Here is a 16,962-nt window from a genome sequence, read left to right as displayed (position 1 = left end):
TGTTAATTATTTAATACTTCAGGGAATACTAATTAAAGTTGTGTAAAGCTGAGTCTTTTCCTTTTATGGGAACAAAAAAGGAGTATTTGAAACAGACAATAGTCAAGAATTTGGGTATGCCCTTTATCTATTAATTTAGGAAGTAAATTAATATGGAAAATTTGACAAGGGAGCAAGCTGAAGAAGCTTTGTTTCGCCTAGCGGCAATTGTAGAGTCCTCTGAGGATGCTATTATCAGCAAAACCTTAGATGGAGTAATTGTTAGCTGGAATCTTGGTGCAGAAAGAATATTTGGCTATAAGGAAAAAGAAGTACTTGGTCAACATGGGATAATACTTTTTCCTGGTGATCGGATCAACGAGGAAACCCAAATTATTCAGAAATTGAGCAGAGGAGAACGAGTTGAACACTTTGAAACCGTGCGTCAACACAAAGATGGGACGCTGATTGATATCTCGCTAACAATTTCTCCAATTAAAAATTCGAAAGGTACAATCATTGGTATCTCCAAAATTGCTCGTGATATCAGTGCTAATAAACAAGTTGAAAAAGCTTTGCAAGAGTCAGAAGCTCAGCTGCGTCAGAAAGCAACTGAGTTGGAAACTACCTTACTTGAACTGAAGCGAACGCAAACTCAGCTAGTGCAAAATGAGAAAATGTCTAGTTTAGGGCAGTTAGTCGCTGGAGTAGCGCATGAAATTAATAACCCAGTGAACTTCATCTATGCCAACCTCAAGCCTGCCAATGACTATACTCAAGACCTATTAAGACTGCTGCGGTTGTATCAAAAGCATTATCCCAGACCAGTGGTGGAAATCCAGTCCGAAAGCGAGGAGATCGACCTAGATTTCCTGCTAGAAGATTTGCCCAAGTTATTTTCCTCAATGGAAGTTGGAGCAGTCCGAATTCAAACGATTGTCCGCTCTTTACGGAACTTCTCCCGTATGGACGAGGCTGAGATCAAACAGGTCAACATCCATGAGGGCATTGATAGTACGCTGATGATTTTGCAGCATCGCCTGAAAGGCAAGTTTGACCGCGAAATTAAAGTGGTTAAGAATTATGGCAACCTGCCGTTGGTTGAGTGCAAAGCTTCTCAACTGAACCAGGTGTTTATGAATATCATTTGCAATGCAATCGATGCCCTCGAAGAACGAGACCAACAGCGCACGTTTGGGGAGATTGAGCAACAGTCCAGTCAAATTCTGATTTGTACTAAAATGCTTGATTCACATCAGATACAGATTCGGATTGTAGATAACGGTCTTGGTATCTCAAAATTCGCTCAAGAACGATTGTTTGACCCATTTTTTACCACTAAGCCAGTTGGCAAGGGGACTGGATTGGGGTTATCTATCAGCTACCAGATTGTGACTAAGAAGCATAATGGCTCACTGCGATGCCATTCCATACCCGGTCAGGAAACCGAGTTTGTGATTGAGATCCCAATTCGACAGGACTGCCTAAACAATGTTTCATAAATCTAGCTATTTAATCTTAATTTTAGTGCAGAACTTTTCGGTCTACTGAATTTGAATACTTATAAAGAGCGATCACTGATCATTCATTTAGGCGTTTGGAAAATGTGATCGCTTTTTATTGGAATTGAGATTTTGCAGATGGTTTGAGTGCGATCGCACTTGGGTAACGTATTCGCACAAAAGTGTTACTAACCCTTGTAGGCGATCGCCTTCAGTGAGCAATCTAGGATACAGAGTTACCAAAGCCTTTAAACGTGGCGTAACTTACCATACAGTAGAATAGGTGAAATATAAGGCATGTTTATCAACGGGTATGTTTATGAACGATGGCGTAAACTTTTTCAACATAGACACACGACACTAGTTATAATTTCCTATAAGTTGAAAAAACTCTTAAGATTTAGCGTAATAATTACGCTTCTCTCAGACCGACTAGCTGACAACCACATTAGGAGGACTATCTATGGCGCTTGTACCACTGCGGCTGCTGTTGGATCACGCAGCTGAAAACGGTTACGGCATCCCAGCTTTCAACGTTAACAATTTGGAGCAGATTCAGGCGATCCTGAAGGCTGCTGTCGAGACAGATAGCCCCGTAATTTTACAAGCTTCACGCGGCGCTCGTAATTATGCAGGAGAAAACTTTCTCCGTCACCTGATCTTGGCAGCAGTAGAAACCTATCCTCACATTCCCATTGTCATGCACCAGGATCATGGGAATGCGCCTGCTACCTGCTATTCAGCAATTAAGAACAACTTCACCAGCGTGATGATGGATGGTTCTTTAGAAGCTGATGCTAAGACCCCCGCTAGCTTCGAGTACAACGTTAGTGTTACCCGCGAAGTTGTAAATGTAGCTCATGCTTTGGGCGTCAGCGTCGAAGGTGAACTCGGTTGTTTGGGTTCACTAGAAACTGGTGCTGGTGAAGCTGAAGATGGTCACGGCTTTGAAGGTACACTTGACCACTCTCAACTGTTAACTGACCCCGATGAAGCTGTTGATTTCGTAGAAGCAACCCAAGTAGATGCTTTGGCTGTTGCCATTGGCACAAGCCACGGTGCTTACAAGTTTACCCGCAAGCCGACTGGCGAAATTTTGGCCATCAGCCGCATTGAAGAAATTCACCGCCGTCTGCCTAACACCCACTTGGTAATGCACGGTTCTTCTTCTGTACCTGAAGATTTGCTGGCGCTAATTAACCAGTATGGTGGTGCAATTCCTGAAACCTACGGCGTACCTGTAGAAGAAATCCAAAAAGGGATCAAGAGCGGTGTACGTAAGGTAAATATTGACACCGACAACCGTTTGGCTATTACTGCTGCTGTACGTGAAGCTTTGGCTAAAAAACCAGAGGAGTTTGACCCCCGTCACTTCCTCAAACCTTCAATTACATATATGCAGAAGGTATGTGCTGAACGCTATCAGCAATTTGGTACTGCTGGCAACGCAAGCAAGATTAAGCAAATTTCTTTAGAAGATTTTGCTGCTAAGTATGCTAAAGGTGAACTCAACGTTGTTACCAAGGCAGCTGCTAAAGTTTAATTTTGACAAAAAATAAATAGGGGCATAGTCCTGCTATACTCCTAAAACTGAGGATTTGAATGTTGTCAAAAACCGGGAAATACCCGGTTTTTTGTTTTATTCATAAGGGCTGGGAATGGGGAATGGGGCATTGGGCACTTGTACTGAGCTTGTCCTGAGTTCAGCCTGAGCGGATTTGTACTGAGCTTGTCCTCTTGGTAGTCGTAAAGCCTGCGGCATAGCTACGCTTAGGGCGCAGCCTCTGGTAGAGTTGGGCATAGTCGTAAAGCCTGCGGCATAGCTACGCTTACGGCGCAGCCTAAGAAGAGAATTATTGAGCATTGGGCATTGGAGACAAGAAGAATGGAAGACTTGTTGCAAGTATCTAACTTTTGTCACCTTGTCCCCTTCTCTCCCCTGCTTCCCACTCTCTACTCCCTACTCCCTGCCTAGAATACCCGATGTTGTAAAGAGGGCATTTGACGGCGGACTTGTTCGAGCCTAGTGGGCTTGATTTCTGCGATCGCAATTCCCGGTTTTTCTCCAGCATCGGCTAAAATTACTCCCCAAGGGTCGATAATAACCGCATGTCCGTGGGTTAGACGACGGGCATAGTTATTGCCTGTTTGGGCAGGAGCAATGACGTAGGCAGTATTTTCGATGGCTCTGGCTTGTAGTAGTACTTGCCAGTGGTCTTTGCCTGTAAAGGCGGTAAAGGCGGCGGGAATAAAGATAACATCAGCTCCTTTATTTGCTAGATGACGGTACAGTTCGGGGAAGCGGACATCATAACAAATGGAAAGCCCTAAATTACCAAGTTTTTCGGAAAAATGGACAGGTGGTAGTTGCGTACCAGCTACAACCGTGCTGGATTCCCGATAAGTGTTGCCGTCGGGGACGTTAACATCAAATAGGTGTACTTTGTAGTAGCGGGCAAGTTCATGACCGTTTGTGTCAATGAGTAAAGTGGTGTTATAAACTTTGCCTGTATTGTCTACCGGGACTGGAAAGCTGCCGCCTAAGATCGTAATTTGAAAGCGTTGAGCCATTTTTTTGAGAAACTTTTCACTTTCAAGAGCGATGGCATCACCTTGCGCGAGTTTGTCTTTTTCTTCTCCCATATAGGAAAAGTTTTCTGGCAAAGCAACCAATTGGGCACCTTGACGCACGGCAAGCTCTATTAATTCTTCTGCCTGTGCCAAATTTTTCTGTAGATCGGGCACACTGGTCAATTGAATAGCGGCGGCTAAATAAGACTTCATAGATTCAACAACGAATAGTTGATTTATGCAAGATAGATTATCAAAATATATCGCTACTTCAACATCTGTAGAACTTAATTAGAAATGAGTCAGCCAAGATTTTCTTTAACAGACTTGTTTTATGCTGATCTTAATCTTCCTCTGGGTTCTAGCAAACTGAGTAAGATAAGAATTAGGTTGTGATCAAACCGTGATCAAACCTACCTGCTGTGGATATTTCTATTCTCATTCAAACATTTATTGCTGTGTTTGTCTTGGCGGATGCTGTGGGCAATATACCGATTGTTTTAGTTTTGACTAAAGGCATGATGCCAGACCAAAGAAACAAAGTTGTAGATAAAGCAATTATCATTGCGATCGTAGTTCTTTTGCTATTTGCCTTTGCAGGGCAAATAATTTTAAATTACTTGGAAATCAGTATCGGCTCTTTGCGAGTAGCAGGAGGACTATTGTTGCTGTTAATTGCTTTACAAATGCTGCGGGGAGAATTAGATCAGCCGATTATTGAAGAAGGACGCGATGTCGCAATTACTCCACTAGCTTTACCATTATTAGCAGGGCCGGGGACTTTGACAACGGTGATGTTGCTGATGTCGAAATCGCAGAGTCCGCATATTGCTGTGGCAGTGGGTATCTTAGGGGCGATGTTTATCACTTGGTTGATTTTGCGTTTAGCAAATCTGATTGACCAGTGGATTGGTGCAGAAGGAGGAGTGATTGTGACTCAACTTTTGGGTTTTTTGTTGGCGGCGCTAGCGGTGGAAATTGGTAGTACGGGAATTAAGGAATTGTTTTTGAGCTAGAAAACTCCTAAAAATATTCTGAAATTGTATACAAATGTAAATAAGTTTGAGAGACAAGAAATTCGCACCTCTCAAACTTGTTTATAAAAATTAACCTAAAGTTAGAGCAAGATGGGCAACTCAAGAGGAGTTTATTGCCAATTGAGTTTCAAAGATACTTTTCGAGAGTGGAAGCTAATGTAGTTTTAGGCACAGCGCCGACTACCATATCCACTTTTTGTCCATCTTTAAAAATCATTAATGTGGGAATACTGCGGATGCCGTACTGACTAGCAACTTGAGGATTTTCATCCGTGTTGACTTTGACGACCTTAATTTGACCTTTGTATTGTTCGGAGATTTCATCGACAACAGGAGCTACCATACGGCATGGTCCGCACCAGGGTGCCCAAAAGTCAACTAAAACGGGTACTTCGCTGTCGAGTACTTCTTGCTTGAAACTAGAATCGGTAACTTGCGCGGCTGTTGACATGCCTAAAACCTTCGTCAATAATATCTGAACTTGGTGAAAATTCTACCATAGCAAAAACCTCAGCTTGGAAGTGCGAGGATGTACATTTGCAAAGAAGCTCTAGAATTTATTTATAAACATAAGGAACCGCCCGAACATTAGTCCGGGCGGAGTGTGGTGTGAGGAGTGAACGGAAACATTCGTCTCCGCTATCTCTATTGTAGGCGAGATATAGGATTTTTCCAGCAATTGTTTAGGGGGCTAGAAAAATTTATTAAAGAATTGGGAATTGGGGATTAGGGATTAGAATAACTTTTTCCCAGTCCCCAGCAATGCACTGAGCGCAGTCGTTGTGTCCCCAGTCCCCAGTGTCCAATTCTATTTCCCCATACCTAATTGTTGAGCTTTTTGGTAAACTTTACCCTCCGTTAATAAAGAAGGCGCAATCACAACTTCTACTTGTTGCATTTCTTTAATATTTTTGGCTCCTAAAGTGCCCATGCTGGTCTTTAAAGCCCCTAAAAGATTGTGAGTACCATCATCCAGCCCTGCTGGCCCAACGAGTATTTGCTCTAAACTACCAATGGTGGCAACGCGAATGCGGGTGCCACGGGGCAAGACTGGGCTGGGAGTTGCCATGCCCCAATGATAACCTCTTCCTGGGGCTTCTGCGGCTCTGGCAAAGGGAGAACCAATCATCACACCATCGGCACCGCAGGCGATGCATTTACAAATATCGCCACCGGTAATTAAACCGCCATCAGCAATAATGGGAATATAGTTGCCAGTTTCGTTGTAATAATCATCTCGTGCTGCTGCACAATCTGCGATCGCAGTCGCTTGTGGTACACCTACACCCAAAACTCCACGAGACGTACAAGCAGCACCAGGCCCAATTCCCACCAGTACCCCAGCCGCTCCTGCTTTCAATAAATTCAAGGTGACTTCGTAAGTTACACAATTCCCCAATACCACGGGGATGGGCATAGAACGGCAAAATTCTGCTAAATCGAGTGGCACTAAAGACTCTGGTGACAGATGTGCAGTAGAAACTACCGTAGCCTGTACAAAAAATAAATCTGCTCCAGCTTTTGCCACTACCTCACCATATTTACTTGCACCCACTGGAGTCGCACTTACTGCTGCAATGCCACCTTGTTGTTTAATTTCCTGAATCCGTTGTTCAATTAATTCCGGCTTTATTGGTTCGGCGTAGAGTTCTTGCATCAGGGCAACAAATTCATCTTTCCCCACAGAGGCAATCCGATCTAATATTGGGTCTGGATCGGCATAGCGAGTATGAATACCCTCTAAATTCAGGACACCTAATGCTCCTAACTGTGACAAACGTACAGCCATGCGAACATCTACAACACCATCCATCGCACTGGCAATTATTGGGATTTCTCGGTCAATATTGCCAATACGCCACTTAGTATCTGCCAAACTGGGGTCTAGTGTTCTATTACCAGGGACTAGAGCAATTTCATCTATTCCGTAAGCTCTGCGAGCTGTTTTTCCCCGTCCAAGTTGAATTTCCACGCTTTAATTTTTCTCAAATCTGTTTAAGATAGGGTATCAAATTGTGAGATAAGTTGGGGCGTTTTTTCCCTGAACTACACAGATAAATTCGACTTACCCGAGCCGCCGCTCGAAACTTTTATGGACGCAAAGTGATTTACCAGGCAAACAAATGAGCAAAAATTGTTAATTGTTTTTTATATTATGTTCTTTGAAGGTTGGTGTTGCGCTAGTTTTCGGCAATTGTACTTGAATGTGTCTATTATTACTTAGCTAGTCTCTATATCATTGGCTTTAGTTTTCTGAATTTGCCTATATTGACTTAGATCAAGATCAGGCAAATTCTCATAAATGATACTAAATTGGAAAAGTTTGGATAGTTCCAAATCGATAAACCTTCTGAATCTGAAGATTTTCAATTCCACAACCCAAAATCCAAGTTGTGCTGGAAGCGCACCAAAGGTGTGACCCAAAATCCAAAATTGGTTTGATTTACCGTTTATTTTTAACTACATTCACACCAGTGTAACCAGTTGCTATCCAAAGTATTGCTCTAGCTCCATCACGAATAGATTTTTCGATAGATTCGGGGGGTTTTTCTGAAGGAACGGGCACTGGTTTTAAATAAATACCTCGACTACCCAAAATAATTTCGCCGATGACACAAGCTCGGCGCATGTGGAAATCTGAAGTAATCAAATAAACGCTTTTGATGCCACGAGCTTGCAAATCATCTACCAACGTAGTAAAATTAGTAACGGTATCTACAGCTTCATAGTCCAAATGTAAACGTTTGGGATCAACACCAGCTTTAGTAAACACATGTTGGGTGAATCTAGCTGGACTACCCCCGGTAATCCAAATTGGTATATTTGGATGCTGGCTGACAAATTCGGCTGTAAACTTCTCTCGCTCCAAATGTCTCGTTGAACCACCCAACACTATAACTGCTTGCGGCTGTACAAATTGGTTTTGTACTTCTTTGTATCCCCACCAAATCATTAGTGATAGGACAAAAGCCATAAAAGGAAAAGATTTACCTGTAAAAAATAGCTTATTCAAGGCTCGATAACTTTATATACTGAATCCAAAATTTCCTCTGACTAGAAGAAAAACAACAATTGATAGTAGAGTAGCAAACTCCTATAAAATCTGTCCAAGTTTATATTTGGGTGATTTTTATGTTGCAGCGCGATTAAGCGTGCTTAAAATTTTTCCTCTAATTGATTGTTGATGGATTATCCTAACCGATATCGGACAATCCATCAAAGGGTTTTAACATATTCTCAAAGAACTTCATTTAGAAGATGAAAATTCAGGTCATCTGGAAGACCTCACTTCTATTTCTTTCTTGCTTTAACGTCAGTTCGGGTTAATGAGATTTATTTAACTTTAACAGCCTGAAACGACAAAAGTACGTTGATATATCCCAAAATCAAGCAACGGTATAATAAGGGTTTCAGCTTATCCCGAACTCAGGTTCCTTTAAGGAGAGAGACTTTGAAATTTCCCTCTTATAGCGTCGGGAAGGGAGTTAGGTTTTTCGTAGGTTTTTCCAGATGACCGGATAAATCCATCTGTTCGGAGCAGAGTTTATAAATTAGCCCCAGTACAGCATCTTAAATATTATATTTAGCGATGACTACGCCCCCCGTTGGCATTCACGTTAGCGTCTCTGAAAGAGAAGCCTCTGGTAGAGAAGGCATCGCACTTTTACAACTATATTATCTATACATAATATTTAACTTTTAAAAGCATCAATTCTTACAATAATTCCCTAAATTATTCACAAGTTATTTGGTAATCACGTAGTATTTGTGCCAGCAAACCACGACCAATTATTTCACCTGAATGTACAGGAACTACTGTCCTGCGTCCATCGCTATGTATCATAATATGATGGCTGCCACATATCTTAGCGACTCCAAAACCGACTTTGCTAAGGGCTGCATTCGCGTCCTGTGAAGCTTGGGAATTGACTCATATCTCAACAATTATTTTAACCTACTCACTAGTTGCTGGTTCCAGCCAAACTTCCACATCATCTGCTAATAACTTCTGTGCTGCATCCAGCATTGATACTGCTATGTCCTTGAGGTCTTCGCGGTTGTTTAAGTAGGTTTTCAACGCTTCCATTGGGTCGATGCTGCTACTTGCAGTCAATTCAGGAATGCGGGGACGAGCTAATTGACTCACTAATTCTGCTTGAATGGTGTAAGTATGAGCCGGACTTAAAGCAGTATGTAGAGAGGAACTGTCAATTAAATCCATCTGTTCAGAGCGGAGTTTGTAAATTAGCCGCACTACAGCATCTTGAATATCATACTTAGCCATCGCTTTCATTAACACCCCTTGTGGCTCATCTGCTTTCGAGACATCCACTTTAATAGTGCGGAAAGTCCGAACTGTTAAGGGACAAAATTCCCATTCAACTTTCCCCCGCTCTAGTTCTATCATCACATAGCCTTTGTCTTCTTTTTCTTCGCTGAAATCTACCCGCTCAATACTCCCTGGATAAATCACCGGTGGGTTGTTGGATTTGTTCAGATTTTGGTGGCGGTGGACATGTCCCAACGCTACATAATCAAAACAAGGTCGCGTCAGCAAAGATAGGGGTAGAGTAAAGCCTTTACCTACTGCCAAAAAACGTTCTGCGCCCAAGCTAGCATTGTCAGACATCAAGTGAGCCAGAAGGACAGTTGGCACATCGGGGTCAAGACGGCGAATTTCCCCTTCTAGAACAACTCGCAGGCGTTCCGTTAATAGTTGGTTGACTTCTGTCAAAGACAAACCTTCAGTTTCTTGGCGAGTCATCAAAGTCGAACGAGTTAGCCAAGGGAGGGTGATTACTTGCACTTTGCCATTGCGGGTTTCAATGCAGTGAGTAGTTAATGTATCACCAACAACAAATCCTGGCACTCCCAAAGTGCGGTAAATATTTAAACTCGCTCCTCCCTGTCCTTGGGAATGTTGGTCGTGGTTACCTACTAACAACACTGTTGGAATATTGGCATCCATGAGACGGCGAAACTGGCTAGCAAAAGCTTGTTGTACATAGGGCGGTGGTGTAGCATCTGGGAAAGCATCGCCACCAAATATCACCATATCAACAGCATCTGTCAACGCTCGCTCAATACATTTAGACAAGGTATTGACAAAATCTTCCAATCGTGTGTTTAATCCAGTCGCGGGATTAATTCGTCCGTGGGAGAAGCCGCTTCCCATGTGGATGTCAGAGAGGTGAAGAATTTTAATCATACATATCTTAATTTAACTATATGAGGTTAAATTACCACGCCAATCATACTATTGCTTACAGCAGTCTGCGTTTTAATAAACCATAGCTTAGAAGCTTTACATATAACGTCGCTAAAATTAAGATTTTTAAAAGTGTCGTCTACTTGAATAATAATCGCTGTGTCTGCAATTTGTAACAAATCATGATTTTTATAATACATATTACTTACAATAGAAGTATTAAAACACAAGCTTAGTTTTGTCGATCACTACCAATTGAAACCGAATGAGTATCTCGGACACTCAGGCAATCCAAGAAAAAATCAATATTTGGAAGAAAAAACTTGCTGGCGACTCCAACAGTAATCCTTTACTTGATTTTCGCAAAAATAAAAAACCAGTAATTGATATTCTTACAACCTCTTCAGTTTTATATAAAAACTTTGTAGGAGAAGAATCCACTCCATTTACTTTTAGTCAACTCACAAGCAAGCAGAGTGATATTGACCGGATCAGGATATTAGATGAACTTCGTAAAGGTGCGAAATCAAGCTTGGAGGAGAAAGGTTTTAATAGTCTCTTTCTAATTTTTGGTACTTTAACATGGTTTGACCCCGAAAAACCCCAGGAAAAGTATGTTTCTCCAATGCTGCTTGTTCCTGTCAAATTAGACAAAAAGGGTAGAAAGTCGCCAGAGTTCACACTATACTCTACTGATGATGATATTTCTGTTAACTTTATTTTAGTCAACAAGTTACGTGAAGATTTTAATATTGTATTGCCTGAGAGCGATCGCGTTCAAAAATTGAGCTATGAGAGTTTTTTTGATGCTATTCGTGCTGCGATCGCTAAACAACCTGACTGGCAAGTAGAAGAAACAGCACACATTACTTTGTTCCAAGATGCAAAAGCAGCAATGATTAAAGACTTGGAACAAAATCAGCAGAAGATAGCTAATCATCCTATTTTGAAAGAACTAGCCATAAAACGAACACCTGATAATGTCAATAAGCTCCCCACTACTCAAGAGCAAGAACTTGAAAAAATAGACCCCTCATCAATTTATCAAATATGTGACGCCGACTCCAGCCAGCAAGTAGTTATAGAAGCTGTAAAGGCAGGACTTAGCTGTGTAGTGCAGGGGCCTCCTGGTACAGGAAAAAGCCAAACTATTGTTAACATCATCACTGAGTTAATCGGCAAAAATAAGAAAGTGCTTGTAGTTGCGGAAAAGCAAACTGCTCTAGAAGTTGTCTTTGACAGACTTAAAAAAAGTAAATTGGAAGATGTTTGTCTAAATTTACATCACCAAGTCACAACAAAAGCAAAAGATTTCTTTAATCAACTAGACCAAACTCGTACTCAGCTTTCAGAAAGAAACAAAGCACAACAGCAAGATTGGGATACATTCTTTAAACCTTTACGTGACTATCAGCAAGTTCTTAATGATCATGTAGTAGGCCTACATAAACAGAAGCAACCATTAAATAAATCTGCTTTTGACCTGTATGGCGAAATTCTCAGGTTAGAACGAAAAGAAACTCCTGTGCTAGAGTTTAATCTTGATAATCTGGACGATTGGTCATAAACCAGATTATTGGAAGCAAAAATACCACTGGAAAAACTTGGTCAATTCGAGGCTATATTTCGGGGAAGGCAAAAAACGATATGGTCAAATAGTCCACTAAAATCTGAATCTTGGTCGTCTGATATCAATAATTATTTACGTCGTAATATTGACAATCTTATTCAAGGAATAAAACTTGCTCAGGATACTATAGCTTCATTGACGCAACTGCTAAAAATAACAGAACCACTCGAAACATTGTATGATTTGGAACGGTTACAGCCAGCAGTAGCTCATATCCTTGATGCTCCATCAAGAATTTAAACTTGGTCTTTTTCAACAGATTTAGTCGATTTAAGACAGTTGTATTCTGATTTAGAAAAACAGATCAGAAAGTATCAATCTATTAATTCTATACTAAATGCTGAGTATGCTTGTGAATTTTTAACTTTTGATTTGTTATAACTTAGGAGACTTTTTACAAAAAGATTTACAGGTATTTTTCGCTTCATTTAAGAAACGGGTAGGTCGTTCAGCTTACCCGATTGATTTAGTGTTGATAGATAACCTCAAGCCAGAAACAGAGGAGTATTTTTTGGGCATTGTATGCGATGGAGCAACGTATCGTGACTATCCAACAGCATGCGATCGCGATCGCCTCCGCCAAGAAGTCCTACAAAAATTAGGCTGGCGCATTTACAGAATTTGGTCTCGTGAATGGAACCGCGATAGAGACACTCAAATAAACCGACTAGTAGAGTATATAGAGAATCTATGCAATCAGAAATAAACACAGTTCCTAGTGTAGCTTTATAAACAGAGATTTGAATAAAACTTGGATTTTCTATGGTAGTAGCACTAATTGAAGAACTGTCAACTAAAATTCAACAGTTGCAATTAATCATGATTGCGGTTTCTACTGGAGAGTTGAAAATTCATGAAAAAGAAAAAGAGTATACACTACTTTATAAAGATATTGCTGACCTGATAGAATTTATTGAAGAGGAAGGGGTTTACATCGAAAATCCTAATAACTTTAAATCTCTTTCAGATTGGCGCGATCGCTGGTCATCTTTAAAAAGTGGATATGCTTCAAAAGCAGGATATATTCACGACCTATATACTAGCGTTTTCAATCAAATTGATATTATTTCGTGCCAGCATTATATCAAAGATAAATCTCAATAAGAATTAGTTTATGAGTGGCAAATATCACAATTTGAATCTTTAATAGCAAAGATTAAACAGTTAAAGTTAACCATGCTTTCGGTAGCTACTCAAGGACAGCCTGTTGAGCTAGTTAAGTCTGAAGATGAGGACTATAAAAAGCTTTATTGGGAGGTGAGATTACAAATAAGTATTCTTAAAGAGATAGGTATAGATGCTCCAAATTCCAATCAATTTCAATCTCTTTGGCAATGGTATAATTACTGGTCATTTGAGTTAAATAATTCAAAAGCTGTACGGGAAGAATATATCGATAATCTATATGAAACTTTACTTAAAACAATTGAGAAAGCCTTAAGAAAATATTCTCTTCAAAAAACTTCATCAGAAGAGTTTCTTCAGGATTTGAAGCGTCGATTTAATCAGACCACTTATACCCAAGTTACTACAGATTCTATAATCCTAACCCCAATTTTAAGTAAAAATGTGCAAACATATAATCTGAAATTAGATGATAAATTTCAGCAACAAACATCGGAACCTTTTGCTGATTCATTCTCTGCTACTCAAACTATTGAAAATTCGTTATTTGCAACTGATAATTATAGCTTAATTTGGACAAATGAGAACTTCATGAATCCGAAAATATTTTTAGAGCAGAAAGATGTGATACCATTAATTATGGCGCTAAATAACTTTGCTCTCAAGGTTAATGTAGCAAGCGATCGCCAAAATTTTTTAGAAAGCGCTGGTGTTGATTATGCGTTTTTAAGTAATTTGAGATTTGACACTCAATCTCATATATTTGCTCAATCATTAGTATCAGCATTTAAAAATTATCAAATCTCTCATAAAAACTTTAACGCTCACCCATTAGTAAGTGTACTTGAGTCTCTACGCAATTTAGCATCAATTTATGGATTAAAAGACCAAGATGTAGAATTATACACTCGATTAGTCGAAAAAGGTCAGGAAAACTTTAAAGCTTTAGCGGCTTGTAACACAGTTGGCAGAATCGAATCACCTATAGGAAACGCCATAGGCACAGGAGTGTTAATTACAAAAAATTTTTTATTAACCTGTAATCACATTTTTAGTAAGAGCCAAGTGCAAAAAGCATGGGTGCGCTTTGGTTATAAAGATGGAAGTTACGAATCAGAAAAGGATATTTTTAAATTAGATTTTATTAATAATAATAGTCACCTTGATTATGCTTTACTTAAAATCAACGCTCAAACACAGCAAAAATCAATTTTTATTAATGAAACATCTATATTAGATAGTGGTCAAGATGTTCGTATTATCCATCATCCACAAGGCAACCCAATAATAATTTCCGACCTTGGACAAATTACACAAGTAGGAGAAGATTACATTGACCATAATGTGAAAACTGATGACGGTTCCTCTGGCGCACCAATTTTTAATCACCAATGGGAATTGATTGCAATTCATCAAGGAAGTCCCGGTATAGGACGTACTGTAACTTCAGGTTCAACGGGAGGTATTCCCATTCGTGCTATTTGGACTCAAATTTCACAGCATTTACCTTAATGTGACAGAGGAATAATTTCATGAGCTTTTTCCAGAGTTTATTTGAAACTTTCAGCCATGAGGCTCCAAAATATAAAATCCTTTTTCTATCGAAACATCGAGTTGATGTAGACTACGATGAAAAACCTATTATTGCAGGTGAAGCCTATTGTCGTATCTGGCTAGTGGAGATGCGCTTGGCCAAAGATGTAGAATGGTTCAAGCAAAGATATCCGGTGGTTCATGCTGCTGTCCGCTTCAATCACGGTAGAAAATCCGTAATAATTCCCTATCTGGCTGCACCTGGACAACTAGAAAAATCAATAGCAGATAATCTGGATAAAGTCATTCAGTGCAACTATCCTCTCACATCCTTATTTCCCTTCAATGATGGATTAGTTGAGTTACAAGCAGGTTTATTTAGCATAGTTAATAATGACTCCATTGGTAAATTTATTAATACAATGGGCAGATTTTCTGAATTGCTACCTGTGCCGCAACTTTCAAATGTTATAAAGCTAGCAGAACCAGTATATCGCGGTATTGAAGATTTACTCGATATTGGTGAGCGTCGGTTAGAACTAGGCTACCAACAAACATTTTCTGAAGCTAATGGAGGTGGTACTAATTCCCTGAAAGCAGGTTATTTTGCTGCAATTTTGGCGCAGGATAACAAGATAAATAACGATAACCTTTGTATTGTCAATGATAGCCTCTGTCTTGGTTCACCTGGAACAACAAAAACTTTTAAGCGTGACGGTAAACCCCTAGAAGGCTACAGCTATATGCTGTTTCGTATAGAAAAGCGCACCGCTCAAGATTGGGAATCCTTAACCAGCATTAAAGAATTGGTTGATAAAGCCCAAGAGGCTGTGCTTAATGGAAAATATGAAGTAGTTAAAACAATATTTTTGCCTGTTATTAAGGCTGCAATTTATCAAAGTCCCGATATTACAAAAGCCGACCGTAAACAAATGGTGGTGAAAATTGAGGATTTCTTACGGGAGTTGGGCTTACAGGCTGTAAAAGTGCAAAAGCGATCACTTTATTCAATTATGCAGCGACCTTTGCCAGAGATTGACGCAGCCAAAGAAGCTGAATTAGCTTCTCTAGACCAGCTTTTCCAGCAAAATGGCCAATAAACTAGCCTCTAAATTTGTTGTGTAACACTGTTATCTAACCACAGAGGCGCAGAGTAAGGAAGGTCGCGGGAAATTTTCTTCTATTCCCCACTCCCCAATCTCTACTCCCCACTCACTTTTAAATATGAATTCCACATTCTGTTTTATCACTTCCCCGCCAACGTCCGGCGCGTTCATCTTCGCCTTCGCCTACTTTGGTGGTAATGGGTTCGTCGCCTATGCTGGGATAACCTTTGTCGTGTAGAGGGTTGTAGATGACTCCGTGTTCAGCTACGTAAACCCAGCTGTCTTTGCGTGTCCAGGTAGCTATAGGATTTACTTTCAGCCGACCTTTACCATCTAATTCAAATATAGGCATATTTGCACGAGTTACTGCTTGGTCACGACGGCGTCCAGTAATCCAAGCGACGCTGTTGAGTTCGTCTAGACCCCGTAGCAGTGGTTCAATTTTTGTAATCTGATGGAATTTGGCAATATCCTTGTCCCAGAGTTTGTCACCGTATTTGGTTTCAAAGGCTTCGCGGGTATCTACGTCTGGAGTTTTGAAAGTTTGCAAATCCAGGTTGTAGATTTGTATGGCTTTGGCTACTAATTCTAGGCTTTCAGGGAAGTGGTGCAAAGTATCGAGAAAGATCACAGGAACTGGATGCTTCAGTTCAGTGTAAAGAATATGAGTAATTATCATATCATCCACGTTAAAGGCGCTTGTTTGCACCAGTCCGGTTGGGATGTTTTCTATAGACCATGCCAGTATTTCTTTGGGAGTGGCAGTTTCAAATTCCTGATTTAATTTTTCTAAGTCAAAAGCGATCGCTTGGTTTCTAGATGCCGTGGAAACTGTCATGATAATCTTCTGTTCAAATATTTTTACCTTGACCTAAGATTTATTTTAATCCACAAAGGTACATATTCCGCTCGGAGATAAGGTAATTATTCTGTTCGGAAATTACTACATTTCGGGAATGGGGTATGGGGTGTTGTTCTATTTTGAGAATTCAGTCAAAACAAATACATAAGTAAAAACTACACTATTTACTAAGAAACTTTACGGAAATTTAAGTTTTACAATACTTTTATCGATATTTATACTGATTTTGATATGGTTAAGGAACAATTAATAAAAAGGATTTTACTTAAATGAACACTTCAAAATCCCCCAATCGCTTAGGCGAATCTATAATCATGGGCGCTTTAATGATGTTGACTAGCGTTAGCATAATTACAATAATGAACTTTTTCTAAAATAAAAATTTTTAATTTTAGCAATAAAACTTGA

The 16,962-nt window shown here is 40.0% G+C and carries 18 protein-coding genes; 9 read left to right on the top strand and 9 right to left on the bottom strand.

Features of this window, described 5'->3' with window-relative positions; translation table 11 throughout:
- Positions 1-152 precede the first annotated feature (152 nt).
- On the top strand, positions 153-1,481 hold the full coding sequence (locus V7L20_RS23230) for a sensor histidine kinase (RefSeq protein ID WP_334746347.1): 1,329 nt from the start codon (positions 153-155) through the stop codon (positions 1,479-1,481).
- An 87-nt stretch (positions 1,482-1,568) separates the two neighbouring features.
- On the opposite strand, the gene V7L20_RS23225 is transcribed toward V7L20_RS23230, so the two are convergent.
- Positions 1,569-1,724 (bottom strand): hypothetical protein, encoded by a 156-nt coding sequence (locus V7L20_RS23225; protein ID WP_334746346.1) that lies wholly within the window; start codon positions 1,722-1,724, stop codon positions 1,569-1,571.
- Positions 1,725-1,944: 220 nt separating this feature from the next.
- Here V7L20_RS23225 and fba point away from each other — a divergent pair, with 220 nt between their 5' ends.
- Positions 1,945-3,024, top strand: a complete 1,080-nt coding sequence (fba, locus tag V7L20_RS23220) for a class II fructose-bisphosphate aldolase (RefSeq protein WP_300423302.1) — start codon at positions 1,945-1,947, stop codon at positions 3,022-3,024.
- Positions 3,025-3,120: 96 nt separating this feature from the next.
- Here the strand turns inward: fba and V7L20_RS23215 are convergent, their stop codons facing one another.
- Together V7L20_RS23215 and V7L20_RS23210 are read right to left on the bottom strand one after the other, a co-directional pair.
- Positions 3,121-3,402: a hypothetical protein gene (locus V7L20_RS23215; RefSeq protein WP_334746345.1), complete on the bottom strand. Its 282-nt coding sequence runs from the start codon at positions 3,400-3,402 to the stop codon at positions 3,121-3,123.
- 50 nt (positions 3,403-3,452) lie between these two features.
- The gene (locus V7L20_RS23210) at positions 3,453-4,265 is read right to left on the bottom strand and encodes a carbon-nitrogen hydrolase family protein (protein WP_334746344.1); all 813 of its coding nucleotides are present in this window, start codon (positions 4,263-4,265) and stop codon (positions 3,453-3,455) included.
- 209 nt (positions 4,266-4,474) lie between these two features.
- Between V7L20_RS23210 and V7L20_RS23205 the strand changes: the two genes are divergently transcribed.
- Positions 4,475-5,068 (top strand): MarC family protein, encoded by a 594-nt coding sequence (locus tag V7L20_RS23205; protein WP_334746343.1) that lies wholly within the window; start codon positions 4,475-4,477, stop codon positions 5,066-5,068.
- Between the two features lie 148 nt (positions 5,069-5,216).
- Here V7L20_RS23205 and trxA read toward each other — a convergent pair whose 3' ends face one another.
- The 5 genes from trxA to V7L20_RS23180 all read right to left on the bottom strand — a co-directional run bounded on the left by trxA (position 5,217) and on the right by V7L20_RS23180 (position 10,298).
- Complete coding sequence (gene trxA / locus V7L20_RS23200; RefSeq protein WP_229553437.1) at positions 5,217-5,540, bottom strand: thioredoxin; 324 nt, start codon at positions 5,538-5,540, stop codon at positions 5,217-5,219.
- 357 nt (positions 5,541-5,897) lie between these two features.
- Complete coding sequence (locus V7L20_RS23195) at positions 5,898-7,061, bottom strand: GuaB3 family IMP dehydrogenase-related protein (protein ID WP_334746342.1); 1,164 nt, start codon at positions 7,059-7,061, stop codon at positions 5,898-5,900.
- A gap of 471 nt (positions 7,062-7,532) precedes the next feature.
- Positions 7,533-8,063, bottom strand: a complete 531-nt coding sequence (locus tag V7L20_RS23190) for a YdcF family protein (protein WP_334746400.1) — start codon at positions 8,061-8,063, stop codon at positions 7,533-7,535.
- Between the two features lie 759 nt (positions 8,064-8,822).
- Positions 8,823-8,954 (bottom strand): type II toxin-antitoxin system HicA family toxin, encoded by a 132-nt coding sequence (locus tag V7L20_RS23185; RefSeq protein WP_334746399.1) that lies wholly within the window; start codon positions 8,952-8,954, stop codon positions 8,823-8,825.
- Positions 8,955-9,044: 90 nt separating this feature from the next.
- The gene (locus V7L20_RS23180; RefSeq protein WP_334746341.1) at positions 9,045-10,298 is read right to left on the bottom strand and encodes an exonuclease SbcCD subunit D; all 1,254 of its coding nucleotides are present in this window, start codon (positions 10,296-10,298) and stop codon (positions 9,045-9,047) included.
- A 265-nt stretch (positions 10,299-10,563) separates the two neighbouring features.
- Between V7L20_RS23180 and V7L20_RS23175 the strand changes: the two genes are divergently transcribed.
- The 6 genes from V7L20_RS23175 to V7L20_RS23150 all read left to right on the top strand — a co-directional run bounded on the left by V7L20_RS23175 (position 10,564) and on the right by V7L20_RS23150 (position 15,686).
- The gene (locus tag V7L20_RS23175; RefSeq protein WP_334746340.1) at positions 10,564-11,865 is read left to right on the top strand and encodes a DUF4011 domain-containing protein; all 1,302 of its coding nucleotides are present in this window, start codon (positions 10,564-10,566) and stop codon (positions 11,863-11,865) included.
- 9 nt (positions 11,866-11,874) lie between these two features.
- Complete coding sequence (locus V7L20_RS23170) at positions 11,875-12,168, top strand: hypothetical protein (protein WP_334746339.1); 294 nt, start codon at positions 11,875-11,877, stop codon at positions 12,166-12,168.
- 127 nt (positions 12,169-12,295) lie between these two features.
- Complete coding sequence (locus tag V7L20_RS23165) at positions 12,296-12,634, top strand: hypothetical protein (RefSeq protein ID WP_334746338.1); 339 nt, start codon at positions 12,296-12,298, stop codon at positions 12,632-12,634.
- 56 nt (positions 12,635-12,690) lie between these two features.
- The gene (locus tag V7L20_RS23160) at positions 12,691-13,032 is read left to right on the top strand and encodes a hypothetical protein (RefSeq protein ID WP_334746337.1); all 342 of its coding nucleotides are present in this window, start codon (positions 12,691-12,693) and stop codon (positions 13,030-13,032) included.
- Positions 13,033-13,104: 72 nt separating this feature from the next.
- Positions 13,105-14,565 carry a trypsin-like peptidase domain-containing protein gene (locus V7L20_RS23155; protein ID WP_334746336.1) on the top strand — a complete coding sequence of 487 codons (1,461 nt, stop codon included), beginning with the start codon at positions 13,105-13,107 and terminating at the stop codon, positions 14,563-14,565.
- A 20-nt stretch (positions 14,566-14,585) separates the two neighbouring features.
- Positions 14,586-15,686, top strand: coding sequence for a hypothetical protein (locus V7L20_RS23150; protein WP_334746335.1), 1,101 nt, complete (start codon positions 14,586-14,588; stop codon positions 15,684-15,686).
- A gap of 118 nt (positions 15,687-15,804) precedes the next feature.
- On the opposite strand, the gene cysH is transcribed toward V7L20_RS23150, so the two are convergent.
- Positions 15,805-16,530 carry a phosphoadenosine phosphosulfate reductase gene (gene cysH, locus V7L20_RS23145; protein ID WP_334746334.1) on the bottom strand — a complete coding sequence of 242 codons (726 nt, stop codon included), beginning with the start codon at positions 16,528-16,530 and terminating at the stop codon, positions 15,805-15,807.
- Positions 16,531-16,962 lie beyond the last annotated feature (432 nt).

The sequence above is a fragment of the Nostoc sp. genome, assembly GCF_036916735.1.
In the GTDB taxonomy this organism is placed as follows: Bacteria; Cyanobacteriota; Cyanobacteriia; order Cyanobacteriales; family Nostocaceae; genus Nostoc.
The sequence above is the reverse complement of the archived record's forward strand: the minus strand, read 5'-3'. Positions and strand labels throughout refer to the sequence as shown.